Below are 22,623 nucleotides of genomic sequence, written 5' to 3' on the forward strand. Positions count from 1 at the left end.
GGGCCGAGGATGCCGGCGGTTCGGCCACGGGCGCGAAACAACACGAAATCAAATGGAGAGATGTTCATCCGGCATCCACCCCGGCGCTGTTACATCTTGAACTTGTCCAGAAAATTGGGAGTTCGCCAGATGCGTCGCCACGTCCTTGCCCTGTTCGCGCTACTTGCCGGCCTCGTGGCCGCCGGCTCGGCGCAGGCGCAGAACCGGTTCTGGCTGGTCAATGAGACCGGACGAACCATCGAGCGTGCCTATGTCTCCTCCTCCCGCGTCTCCAACTGGGGCCCGGACATCCTGGGCACCTCCGTACTGCCCTATGGCGAGCGCGTCTGGGTGGTGCCGTCCTTCGGCGATTGCCTCCTCGATCTGCGGGTGACCTTCCAGGGCGGCGGCGAATCGACCCGGATGCAGGTGAATGCCTGCCGCATCAGCCAGGTGGTTTTCGGCGGTCGTGGCGGCGCCGGGGCCGGTGCCGGTGCGCAGGTCAGGCCGGCGCGGCCGGCCTCGATGAACCCGTCCTTCAACTTCGTGAACGGCAGCAACACCACGATCCGCGAGCTTTACGTCTCCCTGGCCACCGATGGCGGCTGGGGCCCGGACCGGTTGGGCACGCAGGTGATACGGCCGGGCCAGCGCATCGCGGTTTCCCTGCCCGCCGGCGTGACCTGCGCGGTGGATATGCGGGTCGTCTACATGGACGGTCGCGCCTTCGAACGGCGGCGGCAGGAAACCTGCAGCCTCAACAGCTTCGTCTGGCGCTGAGGCACCCACCGGGCCACGCCGTTCAGGCGTGGCTCAACACCAGCAGCAGCGCGGTGCCGGCGGCCCAGAGCACCATGGTCGCCATTTCGCTGGCGCCGAGCCGCTCGGCGATCGCGGCCGGTATGGCGGCCGAGAGCAGGGTGGCGGTGGCGACGATCAGGCTGGCCCCGTAATAGACCAGCTCCTGCACCGGGGTGACCACCTGCGGGTACCAGAGCGGCCAGAGGCCGAAGACCAGGCCGGTGGCCGGGCTGGTCATGCCGTTCAGCAGGCTGAGCGACATCGCGATCAGGAAGAAGGTCTGCGGGGTCATCGGCAGGCCCTCATCCGGCCGTCGGCGCGACGCTCGGCGCCAGGCCGGCGGCGAACATGGCGATGCCGAAGCCCATCCGCACCGTGAACACCCAGAAGGCGGCGACCAGCGGCAGCCATTGCGGCTGCACATAGCGCGGCACCAGCAACGCCGCCGCCCGCACCGCCCAATCCGTCAGCAGCCGGAACCAGCGCCAGATATACAACCGGCTGTCGGGCGCCACGAAGAACTGCATCAGGAACCGCCCGAACAGCGTCCAGCCGACCACCGCCAGGCTGTAGGTCACCAGCCAGAAGGGCAGGTGGCCGAGGATGAAATGCGGCTGGTCCATTCACGCCTCATGCAAAGGGAGGGCGGGCAAAAGGAAGGGCGGGGCACCTTCCGGCACCCCGCCCCGGTTTCAGGCTGCAGCGGGGTGTGTCAGTCCAGCACCTTCTCGCCGCCCACCATCCGCACGCCGCCGCGCGGTGTCCGGATGCTGTCGATGAAGTCCTGCATCGCCTGCGATGGGGCCTGCGTCATCAGGCTGACCACGAAGGTGGTGAGGAAGGCGGCCGGAATGCCGAACAGGCCGCAGGAGATGTTGCGGATGCCGAACCACAGCGGCATGCCGTAGTACTGCGTGCCGATCAGGTAGAACAGGCAGACGCCATAGCCCACCACCATGCCGGCCACCGCACCGGCCGAGGTCGTGCGTTTCCACCACACGCCCATGACCAGCGCCGGGAACAGCCCCGAGGCCGCGATGGAGAAGGCCCATGCCACCATGGCCAGGATGCCCGCGGGCCGCGTGCTCGCCACCCAGGCGGCGATGATCGCGACCACCACCAGCAGGATGCGCGCCACCACCAGCCGGCGCTTGGAGTTCGCCTGCGGGTCGATCATCCGGTAGTAGACGTCGTGGCTCAGCGCATTGGCGATGGCCAACAACAGGCCATCCGCCGTCGATAGCGCCGCCGCCAGGCCGCCGGCGGCCACCAGCCCCGCGATGACGTAGGGCAGGCCGGCGATTTCCGGCGTCGCCAGCACGATGGCATCCGCGTTGATGACGAATTCGCGGAATTGCAGGATGCCGTCCGCATTCGCGTCGGTCACGCGCACCAGGCCGATATTGGACCAGATGCTGACCCATTCCGGCAGGCTGGCGATCGGTGCGCCGATGACGTTGGTGAAGACTTCCAGCTTGGCGAAGGCCGCATAGGCCGGCGCGGTGAAGTACAGCAGGAAGATGAAGAACAGGCTCCACGCCACGCTCTGCCGCGCATCGCGCACGGAAGGCGTGGTGAAGTAGCGCATCAGGATGTGCGGCAGGGACGCGGTGCCGAGCATCAGGCAGAAGATCAGCCCGAAGAAGTTGATCGGGTCCGAGTTGATGAAGGGCGTGATGTGCGATGGCGCACCGGCCAACGCCTCCTTCGTCAGGCGCAGCGCCTCGATCTGTTCCAGCGCCTGGCCGTACATCAGCTGCGGCACCGGCACCCCGGTCACTTTGGCGGATAGCAGCACCACCGGCAGCAGGTAGGCGATGATCAGGATGATGTACTGCGCCACCTGGGTCCAGGTGACGGCGCGCATGCCGCCCAGCATGGAGCACACCAGGATGCCGGCGAGGCCGACGAAGACCGACACCTCGAAGGAGATGCCGAGGAAGCGGGAGGCGATGATGCCGGTGCCGAAGATCTGCGCCACCACATAGGTGAAGGACGCCGACATCAGCACGATCACGCCGGCCAGCCGCGCCAGGTTGCCGCCATACCGCGCGCCCAGGAAGTCCGGCACGGTATAGGCGCCGAACTTGCGCAGGTAGGGCGCCAGCAGGATCGCCACCAGCACATAGCCGCCGGTCCAGCCCAGCACGAAGGCCAGGCCATCATAGCCCTGGAGATACAGCGTGCCCGCCATGCCGATGAAGGAGGCGGCGGACATCCAGTCCGAGCCCGTCGCCATGCCGTTGTACAGCGCCGGGACCCGCCGTCCCGCCACGTAGTACTCCGACACCTGCGCGGTGCGCGAGAGGTAGCCGATCAGCGCATAGACGCCGATGGTCAGGAAGACGAACAGGTAGCCGATGATCCGGTTCGGCACGCCGACCTGTTCCAGCAGCGCCAGGACCAGTACGAAGGCGGCGAAGCCGCCGGTGTACCAGCCGTAGATGCGGCCGAGGTTCGAAAGGAAGTCGCCGGATTGGGCCTTCGGGGCGTCGGACATGGCCTATTCCTCCTCGACGCCGAATTCCTCATCGATCGCGTTCTGGCGCTTGGCGAACCAGAACAGCTGCACGACGAAGATGATGAGGCTGCCCTGGGCCGCCATGTAGAAGCCCAGCGGAAATCCGAACACGGTGATGGTGTTCAGGCTGGTGGCGAACAGGTGCACGCCGAAGCCCGCAACGGCCCAGATCGCCAGCATCAGCCACATCAGGTTGGAGGTTCGACGCCAGTAGGCATCGCCCGTCGCCTTGTCCACATCGGCCGCAACCGGCCCACGCGGTCCCTTCACATCCCCGACAAGCGGCATGCGGACACACTCCCCTTCTCTTGGCGCCGGTTTTCCGGCCTGTTCCCCTCGCCCCCGGCTGTTCTGATCGCTCCGGGTTGCGATCGTATGCGATCCTTCGGCTAGCATGGGCCGGAATCGTCACGCAATATCGTTGCCGATCGGGAGGCAAGAACGCAATGCTATCGTGGCTCACGCGCCACTTTCCTCGGCCTCTCCTTGCTCGGCCGCTCAGCGCCGATCCTGCCGAATTCGGCGACTTCCTGGCCCGCCAGGCGGCCTTCCTGGCGCAGAAGCCGCTCTATGATTACTGCAAGGTCAAGGCTGGCCGGGGCGAGCGGATGCTGTTCGAGGATGCCGAATTCCAGGCGGCGCTGGCGCATTGCCGCTGGCAGACCCTGGCCGGCGCGACGCTCGACATCCTCGCGGTGGCCGAGGGCTGGCTGCGGCCGCATGCCACGGGCGCGGAGCCGGCGCTGGCCGCGGCGCTGGCGGCCCTCGGCCGCCAGGGTTTGCGCGAAGCGCCGGCCCCGCCGGAGGAACGGGCCGATCTCGATTCGGTGGCGGAAACGCTGGAGGCCCATCTGCTGGCGCAGCAGGTGGCACCGCCGGCGGGCGCCGACCGCCTGCCGATGCGCTGCGAGCCGCCGCTGATGGCCACCCTGCCGATCCACCCCGACCAGCGGCGTGGCGAAACGCCGGCCATCCGCGGCGCGCTGCGCTTCCACCTGGTGGCAGCTCAGCAGATGATCGAGAAAAGCTTCGACCCGGCGCCGCTCGCTGCCCGCCTGGTGGGGCGATGAGAGGAGCGATGATGCGCCCTCCCACGCCGGGCAGTTGCACGGCCGCCCGCCCCCGGCGCAGGCTGCGGACCGGATTGGCCAGAAAGGGAAGCCCGTAAGATGCCGGATGGCACCACCCCCCTGCTGCTGCGGCAGGACAGCGCGGCCGGCGCCACCCGGCTGACGCTGAACCGCCCGGACAGCCGCAACGCCCTGTCCTTCGCCATGCTCGGCGCGCTGCTGCATGCGCTGGAGGAAATCGCGCAGGATGACGCGGTCCGCGTCGTCGTGCTCGCCGCCGGTGGACCGGTGTTCTGCGCCGGCCATGACCTGCGGGAGATAACGGCCCATCGCAACGACGAGGATGCCGGCCGCGGCTTCTACACGGCCGCGATGCAGCGCTGCGCCGCCGTGATGCAGACGATCGTGGCCTTGCCCCAGCCTGTGATCGCGGAGGTGCAGGGCATCGCCACCGCCGCCGGCTGCCAGCTGGTCGCGAGCTGCGACCTGGCGGTGGCGAGCGAGGCGGCGAAGTTCTGCACGCCCGGCGTCGATATCGGCCTGTTCTGCTCGACCCCGGCCGTTGCCCTGTCCCGCGCCGTGCCGGCCAAGCCGGCGCTGGAAATGCTGCTGACCGGCCAGATGGTGCCGGCCGCGGAAGCCCAGCGCATCGGCCTGGTCAACCGCGTGGTGCCGGCGGCCCAGCTGACCGAGGCGACGACGGCGCTGGCGGAGCAGATCGCCGCGCGGTCCGCGCATACCGTGCGGCTCGGCAAGGCGGCCTTCCACCGCCAGCGCAACCTGCCGCTGGACCAGGCCTATGCCCATTGCGCGGCGGTGATGACCGACAACCTGCTGGCGGCGGATGCGGAGGAAGGCATCGGCGCCTTCCTGGCCAAGCGCAGCCCCGTCTGGCAGGACCGCTGAGACCACCCGGCACCCGGCGCTCCAGAAGCACGGCGCCCAAGAATTCGCCCGAGGATATCCAGGAATGGCTGCCACCGACTACGACGCGCTGCCCCGCACGCCCGCCAACCACCAGCCGCTGACGCCGCTGCTGTTCCTGGAACGCGCGGCCACCACCTTCCCCGACCACACCGCCGTGGTGCATGGCGCCGTGCGCCGCAACTACCGCGACCTGCGCGCCCGCTGCGTCGCGCTGGCCGATGCACTGGCCCGCCGCGGCGTGGTGCGGGGGGATACGGTGGCGGCGCTGTTGCCGAACATCCCGGAGATGCTGGAATGCCACTACGGCGTGCCGATGTCGGGCGCCGTGCTGAACACGCTGAACACGCGGCTGGATGCCGCGACCATCGCCTATTGCCTCGACCATGGTGAGGCGAAGGTGCTTGTGGTGGACCGCGAATTCGTGCCGCTGGCGCGCATGGCGCTGGAGCAATGCCAGGTGAAGCCGCTGCTGGTGGAGGTGAATGACCCCGAGGCCAGCGACGCGGCGCGCGCCAACCGGCTGGAAGGTGCCATCGACTATGAATCGCTGATCGCGGAGGGCAGCCCGGATTTCGCCTGGCCGCTGCCGGGCGATGAGTGGGACGCGATCTCGCTGAACTACACCTCCGGCACCACGGGGCGGCCGAAGGGCGTGGTCTATCACCATCGCGGCGCGCAGTTGCTGGCCGTCGGCAACATGCTGTCCGCCGGCATCGGCAAGCATCCGGTCTATCTCTGGACGCTGCCGATGTTCCATTGCAATGGCTGGTGCTTCCCCTGGTCCATCACGGCGCAGGCCGGCACGCATGTCTGCCTGCGCGCGGTGCGCGGCAACGCCATGTGGGCGCTGATGGCGGCGGAGGGCGTGACGCATATGTGCGGCGCGCCGATCGTCATGGCGACGCTGCTGGCGACCGCCGAAGCCGAGAAGAAGCCGCTGGCCCACCAGGTGCAGTTCGTCACCGCCGGCGCCCCACCGCCGGAGGCGGTCCTCGGCGCGATGAAGGAATCCGGTTTCGCCGTCTGCCATGTCTATGGCCTGACCGAATGCTACGGCCCATCGGTGGTGAATGAATGGAACCACGCCTGGGACGCGAAGCCGGCGCAGGAACAGGCCGCGCTGATGGCGCGCCAGGGCGTGCGCTACATCGCGCTGGAGGGCCTGGCCGTGATGGACCCCGACAGCATGGCACCGATCCCGGCCGACGGCACCTCGATGGGCGAGGTGATGATGCGCGGCAACGTGGTGATGAAGGGCTACCTCAAGGACGAGGCCGCGACGCAGAAGGCCTTCGCCGGCGGCTGGTTCCACACCGGCGACCTCGCCGTGACCTTCCCGGATGGCTACATCCAGCTCAAGGACCGTTCCAAGGACATCATCATCTCGGGCGGGGAGAACATCTCCTCCATCGAGGTCGAGGACGCGCTGTACAAGCACCCGGCCGTTGCGGTGGCCGCCGTGGTGGCAAGGCCGGACGAGAAATGGGGCGAGACGCCCTGCGCCTTCATCGAGCTGAAGCCGGGCGCCGCGGCAACGGCGGAGGATCTCATCGCCTGGTGCAAGGGCAGGCTCGCCAGCTTCAAGGTGCCGCGCCACGTGGTGTTCGCGGAACTGCCGAAGACCAGCACCGGCAAGATCCAGAAGCATGTACTGCGGGCCCAGGCGCGGGAAGGCAGCGTCTGACTGCGAATCTATGCTTGCACATCCCGCGGCGCCTCCCCATCATCCTGGCAGTCTTCAACAACCGAAAGGAGGTGATCCAGTGTCTCATGGTATCAATGCGGGCGTCCGTTCCGCGGCCTGGATCATCGCCACCGCCACTGCGGCGGCGAGTCACTAGGCTCAAGGCGGCAACGCCACAGGATCCATGCAAAGGCCCCGGCGGAGCGATCCGCCGGGGTTTTTCTTTGTCCGCAGGTGAAACCCCTGTGGTTGCGGCGCGATGTGCATAACGCCTGCGCAAGGATCCGCTGCCGCCCATGTCCTCCATCACCGCGCTCAACGCGCTGAACTTCTTCATGGCCGATGTGCGGGACGGGCTCGGCCCCTTCCTCGGCGTGTTCCTGCAGCAACAGGGCTGGCAACCGGCGGCGATCGGCCTGGTGATGACGCTGGGCGGCATTGCCGGCATGGCGGCGACCACGCCACTCGGCCTGCTGGTCGATGCCACCCGGCACAAGCGCGCGCTCATCGTCATCGCCGCGATCGCCATCATCGCAGCCTGCACCATCAACTACTTCGCCCCACTGTTCGCCGTGACGGCGGTGGCGCAGGCGGTGGCGGGCATCGGCGGCGCGCTGGTGGTGCCCTGCATCGCCGCCATCACCCTCGGCCTGGTGCGCCAGAAGGGCTACGCGCATCAACTCGGCCGCAACGAGGCGTTCAACCACGCCGGCAATGCCTCCGCCGCCGCGCTGGCCGGGTTGTTCGGCTGGTGGTTCGGGCTGGTCGCGGTCTTCGTGCTGATGGCGGTCATGGCGCTGGGCGCCGTGCTGGCCGTGCTGCTGATCCGCCCGGGCGAGATCGACCACGCCGCCGCGCGCGGCCTGACGGCCAAGGCGCCGGAGCCCTTGCTGCCCACCCTGTTCGGCACCCACGCGCTGCTGCTGCTGGCAATCACGCTGATGCTGTTCCACCTGGCCAATGCCGCGATGCTGCCGCTGCTCGGCCAGGCGATGGTGGCGCGCGACCCGACGGTGGACCCGGCCGGCTACACCGCCGCCACGGTGATCCTGGCGCAGGTGACGATGATTCCGATGGCACTGCTCGCCGCCCGGCTGGCGACGCGGCGCGGCTATTGGGTGGTGTTCGTCCTCGCGCTCGCCGCCTTGCCGCTGCGTGGCATGCTGGCGGGCTTCGTGGTGCATCCGCTGGTGCTGGTGCCGGTACAGATGCTGGATGGTGTCGGCGCGGGCATGCTGGGCGTCGCGGTGCCGGGCCTGGTTTCCCGCATCCTCGATGGCAGCGGCCATGTCACGGCGGGCCTTGCCGCGGTGATGACGCTGCAGGGCGTGGGCGCGGCGCTGAGCGCCACGCTGGGCGGGCTGGTGGCGCAGCATTACGGCTATGGCGCCGCCTTCCTGGTGCTCGGTGGCGTGGCGGCGGCGGCGCTGCTGCTTTGGCTCGCCGCCTCCTCCATCCTGCGTCCGGCGGGTGCGGTGCAAGCTGCCTGATTGACAGGCCCCGGCAGGCTGCGAGACCATTCGGCCTCGGCAATCAAACAGGGGCTTCAAAAATGTCTTGGGCACGGGGCCTTGCGGCCGCGGTTGTCGCCGTTTGCGCGACCTTCTTCCAACCTGCACCGGCCGCGGCCGGCCCGACGCTGGATGCGATCCGCGCGCGCGGCCTGCTGGTCTGCGGCATCCACACGGGCGTCGCCGGCTTCGCGCTGCCGGACAGCCGCGGCGAATGGCAGGGCATGGATGTGGATCTCTGCCGCGGCGTCGCGGTGGCGATCTTCAACGATCCTGCCAAGGTGCGCTTCGTCGCGCTGTCCTCCTCCACCCGCTTCACGGCGCTGGGCTCGGGCGAGGTCGATGTGCTGTTCCGCACCTCGACGCAAACGATGCTGCGCGACACCACGCTCGGCCTACGCCATGCGGTGACCTATTTCTACGATGGCCACGGCTTCATGGTGCGCAACAACCTCGGCGTCTCCAAGGTGGCGGAGATGCGCGGCGCCACCATCTGCCTGATCCAGGGCACGACGAACGAGCAGGTGACGGCGGATTACTTCCGTTCCATCAACGTGCCCTTCAGCCCGGTGCTGTATGAGCGCACGGACCAGGCGAGCGCCGCGCTGCAGGCCGGCCGCTGCGATGCCTTCGGCACGGATGCCTCGCAGCTCGCGGGCGTCAGGTCCTCCATGCCGCGGCCCAATGACTGGACCATCCTGGAGGAGCGGTTCTCCAAGGAGCCCTACGGCGCCTATATCCGCCGCGGCGACGATGAGTGGTTCGACCTGGTGCGCTGGTACACCTATGCCGTCATCGAGGCGGAGGAACAGGGCGTGACGCGCGCCAATGCGGAGGAGATGCGCCGCACCAGCGTGAACCCGAACACCCGCCGCCTGCTGGGCGTGACGCCGGAACTCGGCCAGTCGCTGAAGCTGGACCCGGCCTGGGCCTACAACATCGTCCGCACGCTGGGCAATTACGGCGAGATCTACGACCGGCATTTCGGCCCGAGCACGCCGGTCAACCTGCCGCGCGGCCCGAACCGGCTATGGACCGGCGGCGGCCTGATCTACGCGCTGCCCTTGAGATAGACCGCTCGGGCGCCGCGGGGCTCGCCGCAGGTGCGGCGGGCGCCATTCGGCGCCTCGGCCGCCTCTGGCGGCCACAGGTTGAACCCCCTCAGGTGCAGGGCGGGGCGGGCGGCGGGGTTCAGATCCCGCCGCCATCCACCACGAAATGCTGCGCCGTCACCATCGCGCTGTCATCGGCGGCCAGCCACAGCACCATCCGCGCGATGTCGGGCGGCATCACCTTGCGCTTCAGGCATTGCTTCTGCAGGTGGCGTTCCACCCCCTCCGGCGTCGCCCACAGGGCCTCCTGCCGCTCGGTGAACACCCAGCCCGGCACCACCTCGTTCACCCTGATGCCATCCGTGCCGAGGTCGCGCGCCAGGCCGCGGGTCAGGCCCCGCACGGCGGATTTCGCCGCGGTGTAGGCGGGCATGCCGCCCTGCGCGCCCATCCAGCTGACGCTGCCCATGTTGATGATGGACCCCGCACCGGCCTTGCGCATGTCCGGCGCCACGGCCTGGGCGCAGAAGAACATGTGGCGCAGGTTGGTCGCCATGCGCTCGTCCCAGTAGTCGGGCTCGACGCTTTCCATCGCGTGCCGGTCGTCGCGCGCGGCGTTGTTCACCAGCACCTGCACGGCGCCAAAGGTCAGCGCCACATGGTCGATGGCGGCCCGCAGCGCGGCGATGTCGCGCAGGTCGCAATGGATGAACAGCGCCCCGGTCTGCCGCGCCACGCGCTGGCCGCCGGCATCGTCGAAATCCAGGAAGGCCACGCGCGCATCCTGCCCGGCGAATGCCGCCACGACCTCCGCCCCGATGCCGGAGGCGCCGCCGGTGACCAGCACCACGCGGTGGGCGAGGGAGGGGTAGCGCGCGAAGCCGGTCATCCCTGCTGCGCCGGTAGCAACGGCTGCGGGTCCAGGAAGGTCTGGTACCAGGACAGCGAGAAATGCAGATGCGGCCCGGTGACGCGGCCGGTCGCGCCCATCAGCGCGATCCGCTCGCCCTTCTCCACCATCTGGCCATCGCGCGCGATGCGCTCCGACAGATGCGCATACAGCGTGTTCACCCCATGCCCGTGGTCCACCACCAGCACCTGGCCGAAGAAGAAGTAATCGCCGGACAGCGAAACCCGCCCCGGCAATGCGGCCTGGATCGGCGTGCCGGTGGGGGCGGCCACATCCAGCCCGTAATGCGGCTGGCGCGGCTGGCCGTTCAGGATTCGCTGGCTGCCGAAGATGCCGCTGATGCGCCCGCGCGCCGGCCAGGCCATCTCCGCCATGAATCCCGTGCCCGCGCTGTCCACCGCCCGCGCCGCGGCCAGCAGCGCGCGTTCGCGGGTGATGCGGCGCAGCGCCGCCGCATCCGGGCTGACCATGCCGCCGGGCAGGCCGGTGATGCGCTGGATGTCCCAATCCCGCTTCGCCACCGGCAGGCGCCGTTCCTCCCGCCGCCCATCGGGGTGGATGATGGCCAGGGTGGCGCTGTCGTCATGGTCGCGGCTGAAGCCCATGGCGAACTCCCCGCCCGGCGCCACGCGCAGCGGCCTGCCATCCAGCGTCATGCGCGTGCCGGGCGCCGCCTGGCCACGCAGCAGCCCGCCCTGGGCGGGCACGCCGTTCCAGGTGATGGGCTGGGCCGTGGCACGGCGGGCGCAGGCCAGCAGAAGAGCCGGCGCGGCGAGCATCAGACGACGAGCGATCAAAGCAGGGTCTCCTGCGCTGGTGGGGTCTTGGCCGTGCGGGTTCGGCGGGGCGCCTCGCCCTCCGCCGTGGCGGACACATCCCCATCGGCGAAGGCGATCGAGAGTTTCGCGCCAGGTGCCACCTGCGCGGCGCGGGTCAGCGCCTGGCCCTGCGCGTCGCGGACCAACGAGAAGCCACGCGCCAGCACGGATTGGTAGGACCCGGCCTCCAGCCGCGCCGACAGCCCGGCCAGTTTCGCCGCCTTCTCCCGCATCAGCGCGGCCAGCGGCGCGGCGGAAAAGGCCTGCAACGCGCGGGCGCCCTGGGCACGTTGCGCCAGCCGCGCGAAGGCGGCGCCCTTGCGGCCCTCCAGCAGGGCGAGCGTCGCGCGGCGGGCGGCGATGCCGGCACGGGGATGCGGCATCGGCAGCCGGGCCAGCGCCTCATGCCGCCGCCGCACGAAGGCGACGAGGGCGGGGGCCAATCCTTCCTCCGCCTCGTCCAGCCGGCGACGCAGATCCGTCACACGCGCCGGCACATCCGGCAGGCGGCGCTCCAGCCGCAGCAGCACGGTCTCCGCCGCCCGCAACTGCCGCACCATGGCGCCGCGCAGCCGTGCCTCCCGCTGTGACAGGTCGGCCATCAGATCGGCCCGCGCCGGCACCGCCATCTCCGCCGCCGCGGTGGGCGTCGGCGCGCGGCGGTCGGAGGCGAAGTCGATCAGCGTGGTGTCCGTCTCATGCCCCACGGCGGAGATCAGCGGGATGGCGGAGGTGGCGGCGGCGCGCACCACCACCTCCTCGTTGAAGGCCATCAGGTCTTCCAGGCTGCCGCCGCCGCGCGCCACGATGATCACGTCCGGGCGGGGGATCGCCCCACCCAGGGGCAGCGCGTTGAAGCCGGCGATGGCGGCGGCGATCTTCTCGGCCGCCCCCTGCCCCTGCACGGGCACCGGCCACAGGATCACGCGGCGCGGGAATCGCCGCGAAATGGTGGTGCGGATGTCCTGGATCACCGCGCCGGCCTCGCTGCTGACCACGCCGATCACCACCGGCAGCCGCGGCAGGGCGCGCTTGCGGTCCTCCTCGAACAGGCCTTCCGCCAGCAGCTTCTTCCGCAGCATCTCGATGCGCGCCAGCAGCGCGCCCTCGCCGGCGAATTCCAGGCGGTCGATCACCAGCTGATATTTGGAGCGGTCGGCATAGGTGGTGATGCGCCCCGTCGCGATCACCTCCACGCCATTCTCCGGCTGGATCGCCAGCCGCGGCACGGTGGTCTTCCAGATCACCGATTCCAGCTTGGCATTCTCATCCTTCAGCGAGAGGTACCAGTGGCCGGAGGGGTAGCGCTTGGCCTCGCAGACCTCGCCCCGCACGCGGACGCGGCCGAAGGCGCCTTCCAGCGTGCGGCGGACGGCGCCGGCAATCTCGGAGACTGCGTATTCGGGAACATTACTGGTCGGGGCGGCGGGCGTCGTGTCCATGCGCGGACCCTATGCTAAGGGGCCGCCAGCGCGAAGCCGGGCGGAGAGATCGTGATGCGGGTGCTGGTGGTGGGCGGCGGCGGCCGGGAACATGCGCTGTGCTGGGCCATCGCCCGCTCGCCGAAGCTGGGCAAGCTGTGGTGCGCGCCCGGCAACCCGGGCATCGCCGCGGTGGCGGAATGCGTGCCGATCGGGGTGGAGGATATCGCGGCGCTGGCCACCTTCGCCCAGGCCAATGCCGTGGACCTGGTGGTGGCGGGGCCGGAGGCGCCGCTGACACTCGGCCTCGCCGATGCCTGCGCCGCCGCCGGCATCCCCTGCTTCGGCCCTTCCGCCGCCGCCGCGCAGCTCGAGGGCAGCAAGGCCTTCTGCAAGCAGGTGGCGGATGCCGCCGGGGTGCCCACCGCCGCCTGGGCCCGCTTCGAGGATGCCGCCGCCGCCCGCGCCTATCTGGCGCAGAAGGGCGCGCCGATCGTGGTGAAGGCGGATGGCCTGGCCGCCGGCAAGGGCGTGGTGGTGGCGATGACCGTGGAGGAAGCCGAATCGGCCATCGCCGCCATCATGGAGGACCGCATCCATGGCAGCGCCGGCGCCGCCGTGGTGATCGAGGAGTTTCTGGAAGGCGAGGAAGTCTCGTTCTTTGCCCTGTGCGATGGCACGGAAGCGCTGGCCTTCGGCGCGGCGCAGGACCACAAGCGCGTCGGCGATGGCGATACCGGCCCGAACACCGGCGGCATGGGCGCCTACAGCCCCGCCCCCGCCTTCACGGATGCGCTGCGGGAGGAGGTGATGGCCCGCTTCATCCGCCCAACGCTGGACGAAATGGCCGGCCGCGGCACCCCCTTCCGCGGCGTGCTTTTCGCCGGGCTGATGCTGACCGCCACCGGCCCGAAGCTGATCGAATACAACGTCCGCTTCGGCGACCCGGAATGCGAGACGCTGCTGCCCCTGCTGCGGTCGGACCTGCTGCCCGTGCTGCACGCCGCCGCCACCGGCAGCCTGGCCGGCCAGACGCTGGACTGGGACGCCGCGCATAGCCTGGTGGTGATCCTGGCCGCCGAGGGCTACCCCGGCACCCCGCGCCGCGGCACGGAAATCCGCGGGCTGGAGGCAGCCTCGGCCATCCCCGGCGTGCTGGTGTTCCACGCCGGCACCGCCCGCGACGAAGCCGGCACCATCCGCGCCGCCGGCGGCCGCGTGCTGGCGGTGCAGGGCCGCGGGGCCAGCCTGGCAGCCGCGCGGGATGCCGCCTATGCGGCGGTGGACGCGGTCGACTGGCCGGAAGGCTTCGCGCGCCGCGATATCGGCTGGCGCGCCCTGGGCTGAGCCCGCGCTGGTAAACGCCGGAATGTGAACACCCGCCAAGCGTCCCGTGGTTGGGGCCGGGACTGCGCCTTTGGTAAAAGCGTTCCGTCACGCTCCCGCGGCGGGCAACACATGTTGCCGCAAGGTGCGCTGGCGGGGGAAAGACCCATGCGGAACGCGCTGGCGGCCGGCCTGGCTCTGCTGATGAGTGCGACGCTTGCGCCGCCGCCCGCCTCGGCCGCGATCATCTTCGGTTTCGAGCAAGCCGGGCCGACCGTCGCCACCCACATCGGCCCCCACCCAGGCGGTCCGAACGACGTGCTGACGGTCGGCCAGTTCATCCTGGAGGACCGGATCGTCGGCGGCGGCTACCGCCTGAGCGCAGACAACAACCGGCACCCGGTCGGTGCGCCCATCGCGCCAGCGCCCCCGGGATTGCTGGACCTGTTCTTCGCGACCTTCGACCGGGGCTCGGCGCTGATTGGCGGGCTGGCGCAGTTCCTGACGCCGAATGCCAATCCGGGGAACGGCCAGTACTACAACTTCCTGCTGGCGGGCGCGGCGGGATCCGTGTTCCCGACCGGCAGCATCACCTACAACAACAGCGAATCCGACGCGCGACTGGTGCTCGGCGCCGACGGCGCGGTTTCCGGCCGATACAACACGGATCGCGGCGGTCCCTGCGGCTGGACCGGCGCCTGCAGCTTCAGCGGCCAGCTGACCGCGACGCGCATTCCCGACCCCGCCCCGGTGGTCGCGGTGCCGGAGCCGGCCTCCCTGGCGCTGTTCGGACTCGGTCTGGCCGGCCTCGCCGCGCTGCGGCGGTGGGTCAGACCGGCTCGGGCCAGATGAAGCGCTGGCGTTCCAGATAGGCCAGCCGCGCGGCCAGATCCTGCGCCGCGCAGGCCATCACGGACACCACGCCGACGCCCACCTCCCGCGCTGCCGGGTCGGCGCTTTCTGGCGCGGCATCCGCCTCGATGGCGAGTTCCAGCACGCGGCCGGCGCCCGCCGGCACCTCCAGTGCCGCCACGGCACGCGAATCGGCGGCCAGCTCCATCACCAGCGGCTCTGCCCCCGGCCCGGACCCCGGCATGGCAAGCGTCACGCGCTGCGCCCGGGCCGGCCCGCGCAGCATCAGGTGCAGGCGCAGCACGCCCTCGGCGGAGGCGGGAAGCGGCAGGCGCAGCAGCGCGCGGCCGGGGCGCGTCCAGCAGCCCCATTCCTCCGCGCCGTGCCACCCCTCGCCTGCGCGCAGCAGGTCGGCGAGGGCCATTTCCGGGCTGGGCAACGGGGCCGCGATCTCGGCCAGACGGTGCAGGGTGCCCAACGGCGGAGCCAGGGGGGAGGCCGGGCCCGGCGGGCCTTCGGCGGGTGCGTCGGCAGACAGGCGGCCGAGCAGGTCCTCCGTCACCTGTTTCCAGGCGCGCAACTGCAGCCCGGCCCGCACCTTGGACTCCTGCGCGTGGCGGTAGGCGGCGTCGAAGGTCAGGCGCTCCACCGCCTCAAGGAAATCCGGCTCGCTCTGGTGGCGGAAATGCAGGGCCAGGCCGAGCCCCGCCTCCAGCAGCCCGCTATGGTCCGGCGCCAGCACCGCCTTGCCATGCGACAGCGCCTCCGTCACCGGCAGGCCCCAGCCTTCATGGAAGGAGTTGTACAGGGTGAACAGCGCGCCCTCATACAGCCCGGCCAGGGCCGAATCCGGCACATCCACCAGCAGCCGCACCCCGTCCCGCAAGGCCGGGGCGTTGCGCAGCAGGGCCAAGGCGGGATCGGAGAGGTAGCCAGGGCGCCCGACCAGCACCAGCAGCGGCAGCGCCGCCGCGCCGTGCTTGCGGGTCAGCGCCAGCCAGGCGTTCAGCACGAACAGGTGGTTCTTGCGCGATTCCAGCGTGCCGACGAACAGCGCATAGGGCCGCCCGGCGAGTGCCGCGATGCCGGGATGCGGCCGCGGCGCCGGCGGCACGCGCACCGGCTGGGCATCCAGCCGCAGCACGGAGACGGGCGGCGCCGGCAGGCCGGGCAGCAGCTTCGCGCGCAGCGCCTCGATGTCCTTCCGCGTCGCCTCGGAAACCGCCAGCAGCAGGTCGGCATGGGCGCCGAGGCCGGCGAACCAGCGGGCGAACTCCGCCACCATCGCCGGCGCATTGTGCTCCGGCACCACCAGCGGTCCGCAATCATGCACCAGGGCGGCGTAGCGCAGGCCATGCCGCGCCTTCGCCGCGCGCAGCGCCAGGTTGTAGTCGCGCAGCCACCAGGAGGAGCCGAGATTCACCAGCCAGGCGCCCTGCGGGAAGACCAGTTCCGGCGCCGCCGCCACCGCCTCCCGCGCCAGGCCCACGGCCTCCCGCCATGCCGGGTCCAGCGGGTCGGCGCCGGCCCGTGCCAGGCTGGCCAGGCGCAGGAAGATCTCCCGCGGCAAGGCGCGCCACAGGCCGGCCTCGGCATCGAACACCGCCAGCAGCACGGTGGACGCCGCGCCGCCGGGCCGCAGCGCCGGGCCGACGATCTCCATCTGCACGCGCTGAATGCCGGATGGCGCCCGGTTGCCGCCGAACCAGGACAGCAGGTCGGACAGGTCGAAGACCACGGACAGGTCGCCGAGCAGGGTCAGCCCGGCACCTTCCTCCGCCGCCGCCTCCGCCAGTCCACCCTCGGCCAGCAGCGTCGCGACCTCACGCCAGGCGAGGTCGCTGTCGGGCGTCAGGTCCAGCGCGCGGGCATAGGCGGCGCGCGCCCCGGCACGGTCGCCGGCACGCTTCAGGGCGTGGCCGATCTGGATCTGCAGGTCCGCATCCTCCGCCAGCCCACGTTCAGCCTGGCGGTAGGAGGCGACGGCGGCGAGCGGGTCGCCCTGTTCCTTCAGGCAATGGCCGTGCTGGACCCAGATGCCCCAGTCATCCGGGTGCTGCGCCAGCCAGGCGGCGTAGCCTTCGGCGGCGCCGCGCCAGTCGCGCGCATCGCGCCGGCGATCCGCCTCCCCCAGCACGCCCGCACCTTCGCTCCGCCGCACACCATCCATGCCAGACGACCCTGTTCCGTCGCCCCCGGTCTACATCACATCAGGCCCGGCCGTAATTGTCCTCGAGCCGCACGATGTCATCCTCGCCGAGATAGGACCCGGACTGCACCTCGATCAGCGTCAGCGGGATCATCCCCGGATTCTCCAGCCGGTGGACGCAGCCTAGCGGCAGGTAGACGCTCTCATTCTCCCGCAGCAGGATCCGTTCCCCGTCGCGTTCCACCATGGCGGTGCCGGCGACGACCACCCAATGCTCGGCCCGGTGATAGTGCTTCTGCAGCGACAGCTTGCGGCCCGGCCGGACGGAAATCTTCTTGACCTGGAAGCGGTTGCCGAGCGCCACGCCCTCATAGGCACCCCAGGGGCGGTAGACGCGGCGGTGTTCCGTGGCTTCGCGGCGGCCGGTGGCCTTGAGCTGCTCGACCATCTTCTTCACGTCCTGGGCGCGGTCGCGGTGGCAGGCCAGCACCGCGTCATCCGTCACCACCAGCACCACATCCTCCAGCCCGACCACGGCGCTGAGAATGCCCTCGGACCGCACGAAGCAGCGCCGCGCGCCGAGCAGGGCGACCGGGCCGCTGGTCGCGTTGCCCTCGGCATCCTTCGGCGCGATGTCCCACAGCGAGGACCAGTTGCCGACATCGGACCAGCCCGGATCGCAGGGCACCACGGCGGCCAGGCTGGTGCGTTCCATCACCGCCGTGTCGATCGACACGGAAGGCGCCTGGGCGAAGCCGGCGCCGAGGCGGACGAAGCCGAGGTCCCGCGTGCCCTCGGCCACGGCGCCACGGGCGGCGCGCAGCACATCCGGCGCATGCGCCTCGAGCTCGGCCAGCAGCGTGGCGGTGGAGGCGACGAACATGCCGCTGTTCCACAGATGCCGGCCGCCGGCCAGGAAGCGCGCGGCGGTCGCCGCATCCGGCTTCTCGACGAAGCGGGCGATCTCCAGCGCGCCTTCCACGCCCTGCAGCGCGGCGCCGGCCTCGATGTAGCCATAGCCGGTCTCCGGCACCGTGGGCCGGATGCCGAAGGTGGCGATGCGGCCGGCGGCGGCGGCCGCGGCCGCGGCGCCCAGCGCGCGGAGCAGCGCCGGCACATCCTGCACCGCGGCGTCGGCAGCCATGATCCAGAGGGTGACGCCGGGGGCTTCCTCGCCGATCAGCACGGCGGCGGCGGCGATGGCGGCGGCGCTGTTGCGCGCCTCCGGCTCCAGGATGATGCGCGATCCCTCGATGCCGGCTTCGCGCAGCTGTTCGGCCACCAGGAAGCGATGCGCCTCGCCGCAGACCACCACGGGGGCGGCGAAGCCGGGGCCGCGAGCGCGCTCCGCGGTTTCCTGCAACATGGTGCCGGCCGAGACCAGCGGCCAGAACTGCTTGGGATAGCCTTCGCGCGAAAGCGGCCAGAGCCGGCTGCCGGTGCCGCCACACAGGATGACGGGGACGATCGCATCCCGCGGGGCGTCCGTGGTGTGGGCCTGCATCGCACTCATGGGCATGGGGCGGTCATTTCCGGGCATGCCCGGGGGTATGTCGCAGGGGGTGGGAAAAAGAAAGGCGAAGGCAAGGTGGCTCCGTGTCATCGCGTGTCGCCCGGCCCGGGGCGCGCGGTGCGGCGGCCGGAGGTTGACGGCCGCCGCCGCAGGTCGCTTAACCCCCGCGGGCCCGCCTTGCCCCGGCAGGGCGGCGCGGTGCGACAGGAAAGGGTGACCGGTGTCGAAGCCACGGATCGCGATCGACGGCTACAACCTGGCGCTGGACCAGGGGACGGGCGTGGCGACCTACGCCCGCAACCTGTCGCATCGGCTGGGCGCCCTGGGGGCGGAGGTCGGCGTGCTATACGGCCAGCGCGGCTCCACCGGCAAGGATGAGCTTCTGCGCGAGGTCACCCTCTACGATGCGCGGCCCCGGCCGCCGCATTGGCTGAAGCGCGCCATCGACGATGCCATCCATGGCGTGAAGCTGTCCTATGGCGAGGAAGCGAAGCGCGTGCCGCTGACCGACCGCGTCATCCGGCAGGGGCTGGAGGCGCGGCTGCCGCATGCGGACACGCTGTGGAATGCGCCGGAGCTGTTCCGCGCCGCGGTGCAGAGCTTCGGCCTGAAGAACAAGATGGGCCGGGTGAAGCTGCCGGACCAGCAGGACGTGATGCACTGGACCTACCCGCTGCCGCTGCGGGTGGAGGGCACGAAGAACATCTACACCATCCACGACCTGGTGCCGCTGCGGATGCCGTATGCCACGCTGGACGTGAAGCGCCGCTACCTCGGCACCTGCCGCGCCATCGCCGCCCATGCCGACCATATCGTGACGGTCAGCGAGGCCTCGAAGCGGGACATCATCAACCTGCTCGGCGTGCCGGCGGAGAAGATCTCCAACACCTACCAATCCGTGGAAATCCCGGACCGCCTGGCCCGCAAGCCGGAGAACCTGGCCCGCGCCGAGGTGAAGGGCGCCTTCGGGCTGGAATGGGGCGAGTACTGGCTGTTCTTCGGCGCGATCGAGCCGAAGAAGAATGTCGGCCGGCTGATCGAGGCCTACCTCGCCTCCGGCAGCACCAAGCCGCTGGTGATCTGCGGCAAGCAGGCCTGGCAGATGCGCCAGGAGCTCGGCCTGATCTACGAGGACGACCAGCGCGTCATGGCCGACCCCGGCCCCTTCGACGGCGTGCAGGCGCTGACCCGCAAGCTGCGCGACCGCGTCATCCTGCTGGATTATGCGCCGTTCCGCCTGCTGGTCAGCCTGGTGCGCGGCGCCCGCGCCCTGCTGTTCCCCTCGTTGTATGAGGGCTTCGGCCTGCCGGCGCTGGAGGCGATGCTGCTCGGCACCCCGGTGATGACCAGCAACACATCCTCCCTGCCGGAAGTGGTGGGCGATGCGGCGCTGACGGTAGACCCTTACGACACGCGCGCGATGGCGGAGGCGATCCAGGCGCTGGACGGCGATGCCGAACTTCGTGCGGCGCTTTCCGGCAAGGGGCCGGGCCAAGCGGCGCTGTTCGACGGGGCGCATTACGGCCGGCGGCTGGCTGAGATGTACGCCCGCATCGGCATCACGCTGAACCCGTAGCGGGCTGAGAAATTCGCTCTGAAAGCCCTCTCCCCCACTTCTTCTGGGGAAGAGGGTTGGGTCAGGGGGAAGTGCAAGCGTCTGAACGACCTCCGGTTTTCGCAGCCCCCTCACCCAAGCCTGCTAACGCACCAGCACTTCCGCCGCCCGGCGCGTGGTCGCCACCGCCTCCGCCGCCCGCAGCACCGCCGCCGAAATGCCGCCGACGCTGGTGGAGACGGTGGTCACGGCGGTGGAGGCGCCATGCATGTTGCCGGACATGCTGCGCGTCACCACGGATTGCTCCTCCACCGCCGCCGCGGTCTGCGTCACGCTTTCCCGCACCGTCGTGACGGCGTCGCGGATCGTGCCGAGCGCGCTGGCCACGGCGGCGGAGGTGGCCTGGATGCCGTCGATCTCGCCGGAGATCTGCTGCGTCGCCGCCGCCGCCTGCACCGCCAGGTTCTTCACCTCGCTGGCCACCACGGCGAAGCCCTTCCCGGCCTCCCCGGCACGCGCCGCCTCGATGGTCGCGTTCAGCGCCAGCAGGTTGATCTGGCTGGCGACGTTGCGGATCAGGCCGACGATGCTGGTCATCGCCTGCGCCGCATTGGCCAGCGCCTCCGTGCTCTGCGCCACGCTGACCGTCTGTTCGAAGGCGGCATCGGTGGCGGTGCGGGAATTGGCCATGGAGCGGGCGATCTCGCCGATCGAGGCGGCCAGTTCCTCCGACGCCGCGGCGACGAGCTGCACGTTGCTTGCGGTCTCGTCGGCCGCGGCGGATGCGGCGCTCGCCTCCTCCGTCGATTCGCCGATGGCCTGGTCGATCGCGCTGAAATTGCGGTCGATCATGGTCTTCAGATCCGTCAGCAGCTTCACCTGCACGGTGATATCGCTGGCGAACTTCACCACCTTCGCCACCTTGCCGGCGCCATCCAGGATCGGGTTGTAGGTCGCCTCCAGCCAGACCTCGCGGCCGCCCTTGCCGAAGCGGCGGAACTGCCCCATCCGCGGCTTGCCGGATCGCAAATCCGACCAGAGCTCCTGGTAGGTCGCCTCGTCGAATTGCTGGCCCATGAACATCCGGTGCGGCTGTCCCCGCACCTCCTCGATGCCGTAGCCCATCGTCTTCAGCAGGTTGTCATTCGCCTCGATCACCGTGCCATCCACCGTGAAGGCGATGACCGCCTGCGACCGGTCGATGGCCGCCAGCTGCGCCGCATAGTCGAGGTTGAGCAGCCGCGCCTTGGCATCGGCCCATTCGACGACGAAGCCGCTGCGCCGGGTGCCGTCCCATAGCGGGGTCACCAGCAGGTCGAAGGCGCGCGGCCCGATGCGGATGGTGGCCGCGTGCGGCGCCTTCAGCGCGGCAAGCATCTGGCGCTGATGCGCCGGCTTCTTGTGAAAGATGTCGATGTTGCTGCCGACCAGCCGGGCCATGCTGAAATGCGGCAATTCCTTCCGCAGGTCGGCTTCCGCCTCCCGCATCAGCGCGGTCGCGCTGGCATTCATGTAGGTGATGTTCAGGTCGGTATCAGCCAGCATCACATTGGTGCGCAGCACATCGAGTGCCCCGCCATCAAGACCAGCTACGCGCGCCTTCCTATTCTGGTAGCCAAACATCGGATGCTGTCCCCGGCATCATTGCCCGGAATCACATCTAGTTCAGTTCGGTTACCCGATCCTTTGTGCTGCTGCCGAATCCTCGATCAGCCGTGCCGCAGCGGCGCCAGCACATCCTCCGGCTTCGCCAGCCCCTCCAGCACCGGCCGCGCGAACAGGAAGCCCTGCATGAAGCGAAGCCCGGTGTCGCGCAGAGCGACGACCTCCCCCGGCTGTTCCACGCCCTCGGCCACCACCTCGATGTCCAGTTCCGCCCCCAGCCCCACCAGCGCGGCGATGATGGCCAGGCGGACGCGGTCCCGGTCGCAGCCTTGCACCAGGGCCCGGTCCAGCTTGATGACGTCCGGCCGCAGCTCGGCGAGGCGGGACAGGCCGGAATAGCCGGTGGCGAAATCGTCCAGCGCGATCTTGAAGCCGTGCCGACGGTATTCCTCGATGATGCTGCGGGTGTGGTCCAGGTCGGCGATGTGCTCGCTCTCGACGATCTCGAAGGTCAAACGGTTCAGCGGAAAGCCGGTGCGGCGCGCGGTATCCAGGGTGCGGCGGATGCAGGCACGCGGCTCATACACCGCATTCGGCAGGAAATTGATGTTGAGCCCGCAATCCACGCCAAGTGCCGCCGCCATCTCGATGGCGCGGACCCGGCAGGCCTGATCGAAGGCATAGCGGTTCAGGTCGGTGACCTGGTCGAGGACATGACCCGCGCCCTCCCCCGCCGGTCCGCGCACCAGCGCCTCATGCGCCACGATTCGGCCTGCGACCACGTCCACCACCGGCTGGAAGGCCATGGTGAAGGGGAACAGGCTGGCTTCGGTCCTGCAGGCGGCACAGTTGGCGGCGCTTGGCGGCATGGGGTCGGCAATCCGTCGGTCGATGGTTGTCCAATCGATACGCGGCGCGCCAATCCAAGT

Annotated in this window: 20 protein-coding genes; 9 read left to right on the forward strand and 11 right to left on the reverse strand. The window is 70.2% G+C overall.

The features are described from left to right. Positions 1–129 precede the first annotated feature (129 nt). Positions 130–759, forward strand: coding sequence for a Tat pathway signal protein (locus HB662_RS00300; protein WP_168046028.1), 630 nt, complete (start codon positions 130–132; stop codon positions 757–759). A 22-nt stretch (positions 760–781) separates the two neighbouring features. On the opposite strand, the gene HB662_RS00305 is transcribed toward HB662_RS00300, so the two are convergent. The 4 genes from HB662_RS00305 to HB662_RS00320 all read right to left on the reverse strand — a co-directional run bounded on the left by HB662_RS00305 (position 782) and on the right by HB662_RS00320 (position 3,589). Next, positions 782–1,072 (reverse strand): hypothetical protein, encoded by a 291-nt coding sequence (locus HB662_RS00305; protein ID WP_168046031.1) that lies wholly within the window; start codon positions 1,070–1,072, stop codon positions 782–784. 10 nt (positions 1,073–1,082) lie between these two features. Next, complete coding sequence (locus HB662_RS00310) at positions 1,083–1,403, reverse strand: YggT family protein (protein ID WP_168046033.1); 321 nt, start codon at positions 1,401–1,403, stop codon at positions 1,083–1,085. An 89-nt stretch (positions 1,404–1,492) separates the two neighbouring features. Then, on the reverse strand, positions 1,493–3,280 hold the full coding sequence (locus tag HB662_RS00315; RefSeq protein ID WP_168046035.1) for a sodium:solute symporter family protein: 1,788 nt from the start codon (positions 3,278–3,280) through the stop codon (positions 1,493–1,495). A gap of 3 nt (positions 3,281–3,283) precedes the next feature. Continuing rightward, positions 3,284–3,589 (reverse strand): DUF4212 domain-containing protein, encoded by a 306-nt coding sequence (locus HB662_RS00320; RefSeq protein ID WP_168046037.1) that lies wholly within the window; start codon positions 3,587–3,589, stop codon positions 3,284–3,286. Positions 3,590–3,747: 158 nt separating this feature from the next. On the opposite strand from HB662_RS00320, the gene HB662_RS00325 reads away from it, so the two are divergent. The 5 genes from HB662_RS00325 (at position 3,748) to HB662_RS00345 (ending at position 9,566) form a co-directional block, all read left to right on the forward strand. Next, the gene (locus HB662_RS00325) at positions 3,748–4,371 is read left to right on the forward strand and encodes a hypothetical protein (RefSeq protein WP_168046039.1); all 624 of its coding nucleotides are present in this window, start codon (positions 3,748–3,750) and stop codon (positions 4,369–4,371) included. A gap of 99 nt (positions 4,372–4,470) precedes the next feature. Then, entirely contained in the window at positions 4,471–5,277 is an 807-nt protein-coding gene (locus tag HB662_RS00330; RefSeq protein WP_168046041.1) for an enoyl-CoA hydratase, read from the forward strand. Positions 5,278–5,341: 64 nt separating this feature from the next. Then, complete coding sequence (locus HB662_RS00335; RefSeq protein WP_168046043.1) at positions 5,342–6,982, forward strand: acyl-CoA synthetase; 1,641 nt, start codon at positions 5,342–5,344, stop codon at positions 6,980–6,982. Between the two features lie 296 nt (positions 6,983–7,278). Beyond that, a complete protein-coding gene (locus HB662_RS00340) occupies positions 7,279–8,472 on the forward strand; it encodes an MFS transporter (RefSeq protein ID WP_168046045.1) in 1,194 nt (397 codons plus the stop codon). Between the two features lie 62 nt (positions 8,473–8,534). Further along, complete coding sequence (locus HB662_RS00345; protein ID WP_168046047.1) at positions 8,535–9,566, forward strand: amino acid ABC transporter substrate-binding protein; 1,032 nt, start codon at positions 8,535–8,537, stop codon at positions 9,564–9,566. A 118-nt stretch (positions 9,567–9,684) separates the two neighbouring features. Here the strand turns inward: HB662_RS00345 and HB662_RS00350 are convergent, their stop codons facing one another. From HB662_RS00350 to xseA, 3 genes are read right to left on the reverse strand one after another with little or no spacing between them, the layout of a single operon-like run. Continuing rightward, complete coding sequence (locus HB662_RS00350) at positions 9,685–10,434, reverse strand: SDR family NAD(P)-dependent oxidoreductase (protein ID WP_168046049.1); 750 nt, start codon at positions 10,432–10,434, stop codon at positions 9,685–9,687. Beyond that, a complete protein-coding gene (locus HB662_RS00355) occupies positions 10,431–11,252 on the reverse strand; it encodes a M23 family metallopeptidase (protein ID WP_168046051.1) in 822 nt (273 codons plus the stop codon). Before HB662_RS00355 ends, HB662_RS00350 begins: the two co-directional genes overlap by 4 nt. Continuing rightward, positions 11,249–12,715 (reverse strand): exodeoxyribonuclease VII large subunit, encoded by a 1,467-nt coding sequence (gene xseA, locus HB662_RS00360; RefSeq protein ID WP_168046053.1) that lies wholly within the window; start codon positions 12,713–12,715, stop codon positions 11,249–11,251. Before xseA ends, HB662_RS00355 begins: the two co-directional genes overlap by 4 nt. 54 nt (positions 12,716–12,769) lie before the next feature. Here xseA and purD point away from each other — a divergent pair, with 54 nt between their 5' ends. After that, positions 12,770–14,041 (forward strand): phosphoribosylamine--glycine ligase, encoded by a 1,272-nt coding sequence (gene purD, locus HB662_RS00365; protein WP_168046055.1) that lies wholly within the window; start codon positions 12,770–12,772, stop codon positions 14,039–14,041. Positions 14,042–14,188: 147 nt separating this feature from the next. Then, positions 14,189–14,872 (forward strand): PEP-CTERM sorting domain-containing protein, encoded by a 684-nt coding sequence (locus tag HB662_RS00370; RefSeq protein WP_209443049.1) that lies wholly within the window; start codon positions 14,189–14,191, stop codon positions 14,870–14,872. Here HB662_RS00370 and HB662_RS00375 read toward each other — a convergent pair. Both HB662_RS00375 and HB662_RS00380 read right to left on the reverse strand, forming a co-directional pair. Further along, positions 14,850–17,042: a glycosyltransferase gene (locus HB662_RS00375; RefSeq protein WP_168046057.1), complete on the reverse strand. Its 2,193-nt coding sequence runs from the start codon at positions 17,040–17,042 to the stop codon at positions 14,850–14,852. The genes HB662_RS00370 and HB662_RS00375 overlap by 23 nt on opposite strands. 40 nt (positions 17,043–17,082) lie before the next feature. Next, positions 17,083–18,540 carry a mannose-1-phosphate guanylyltransferase/mannose-6-phosphate isomerase gene (locus HB662_RS00380; protein WP_280863880.1) on the reverse strand — a complete coding sequence of 486 codons (1,458 nt, stop codon included), beginning with the start codon at positions 18,538–18,540 and terminating at the stop codon, positions 17,083–17,085. 214 nt (positions 18,541–18,754) lie between these two features. On the opposite strand from HB662_RS00380, the gene HB662_RS00385 reads away from it, so the two are divergent. After that, positions 18,755–20,110: a glycosyltransferase gene (locus HB662_RS00385; protein WP_171970196.1), complete on the forward strand. Its 1,356-nt coding sequence runs from the start codon at positions 18,755–18,757 to the stop codon at positions 20,108–20,110. 123 nt (positions 20,111–20,233) lie between these two features. On the opposite strand, the gene HB662_RS00390 is transcribed toward HB662_RS00385, so the two are convergent. Continuing rightward, positions 20,234–21,712, reverse strand: coding sequence for a methyl-accepting chemotaxis protein (locus HB662_RS00390; RefSeq protein ID WP_168046059.1), 1,479 nt, complete (start codon positions 21,710–21,712; stop codon positions 20,234–20,236). Positions 21,713–21,798: 86 nt separating this feature from the next. Continuing rightward, the gene (locus tag HB662_RS00395) at positions 21,799–22,563 is read right to left on the reverse strand and encodes an EAL domain-containing protein (RefSeq protein ID WP_168046061.1); all 765 of its coding nucleotides are present in this window, start codon (positions 22,561–22,563) and stop codon (positions 21,799–21,801) included. Between the last annotated feature and the right edge of the window lie 60 nt (positions 22,564–22,623).

This window comes from Falsiroseomonas frigidaquae, from assembly GCF_012163145.1.
GTDB lineage: Bacteria > Pseudomonadota > Alphaproteobacteria > Acetobacterales > Acetobacteraceae > Falsiroseomonas > Falsiroseomonas frigidaquae.

What these genes read in the sequence shown, in the direction of transcription:
- HB662_RS00300 (WP_168046028.1), top strand. Translation starts at nt 130, where the DNA reads ATGCGTCGCCACGTCCTTGCCCTGTTCGCGCTACTTGCCGGCCTCGTG.
- HB662_RS00305 (WP_168046031.1), bottom strand. Translation starts at nt 1,072, where the DNA reads ATGACCCCGCAGACCTTCTTCCTGATCGCGATGTCGCTCAGCCTGCTG.
- HB662_RS00310 (WP_168046033.1), bottom strand. Translation starts at nt 1,403, where the DNA reads ATGGACCAGCCGCATTTCATCCTCGGCCACCTGCCCTTCTGGCTGGTG.
- HB662_RS00315 (WP_168046035.1), bottom strand. Translation starts at nt 3,280, where the DNA reads ATGTCCGACGCCCCGAAGGCCCAATCCGGCGACTTCCTTTCGAACCTC.
- HB662_RS00320 (WP_168046037.1), bottom strand. Translation starts at nt 3,589, where the DNA reads ATGCCGCTTGTCGGGGATGTGAAGGGACCGCGTGGGCCGGTTGCGGCC.
- HB662_RS00325 (WP_168046039.1), top strand. Translation starts at nt 3,748, where the DNA reads ATGCTATCGTGGCTCACGCGCCACTTTCCTCGGCCTCTCCTTGCTCGG.
- HB662_RS00330 (WP_168046041.1), top strand. Translation starts at nt 4,471, where the DNA reads ATGCCGGATGGCACCACCCCCCTGCTGCTGCGGCAGGACAGCGCGGCC.
- HB662_RS00335 (WP_168046043.1), top strand. Translation starts at nt 5,342, where the DNA reads ATGGCTGCCACCGACTACGACGCGCTGCCCCGCACGCCCGCCAACCAC.
- HB662_RS00340 (WP_168046045.1), top strand. Translation starts at nt 7,279, where the DNA reads ATGTCCTCCATCACCGCGCTCAACGCGCTGAACTTCTTCATGGCCGAT.
- HB662_RS00345 (WP_168046047.1), top strand. Translation starts at nt 8,535, where the DNA reads ATGTCTTGGGCACGGGGCCTTGCGGCCGCGGTTGTCGCCGTTTGCGCG.
- HB662_RS00350 (WP_168046049.1), bottom strand. Translation starts at nt 10,434, where the DNA reads ATGACCGGCTTCGCGCGCTACCCCTCCCTCGCCCACCGCGTGGTGCTG.
- xseA (WP_168046053.1), bottom strand. Translation starts at nt 12,715, where the DNA reads ATGGACACGACGCCCGCCGCCCCGACCAGTAATGTTCCCGAATACGCA.
- purD (WP_168046055.1), top strand. Translation starts at nt 12,770, where the DNA reads ATGCGGGTGCTGGTGGTGGGCGGCGGCGGCCGGGAACATGCGCTGTGC.
- HB662_RS00370 (WP_209443049.1), top strand. Translation starts at nt 14,189, where the DNA reads ATGCGGAACGCGCTGGCGGCCGGCCTGGCTCTGCTGATGAGTGCGACG.
- HB662_RS00375 (WP_168046057.1), bottom strand. Translation starts at nt 17,042, where the DNA reads ATGGATGGTGTGCGGCGGAGCGAAGGTGCGGGCGTGCTGGGGGAGGCG.
- HB662_RS00380 (WP_280863880.1), bottom strand. Translation starts at nt 18,540, where the DNA reads ATGCCCATGAGTGCGATGCAGGCCCACACCACGGACGCCCCGCGGGAT.
- HB662_RS00390 (WP_168046059.1), bottom strand. Translation starts at nt 21,712, where the DNA reads ATGTTTGGCTACCAGAATAGGAAGGCGCGCGTAGCTGGTCTTGATGGC.
- HB662_RS00395 (WP_168046061.1), bottom strand. Translation starts at nt 22,563, where the DNA reads ATGCCGCCAAGCGCCGCCAACTGTGCCGCCTGCAGGACCGAAGCCAGC.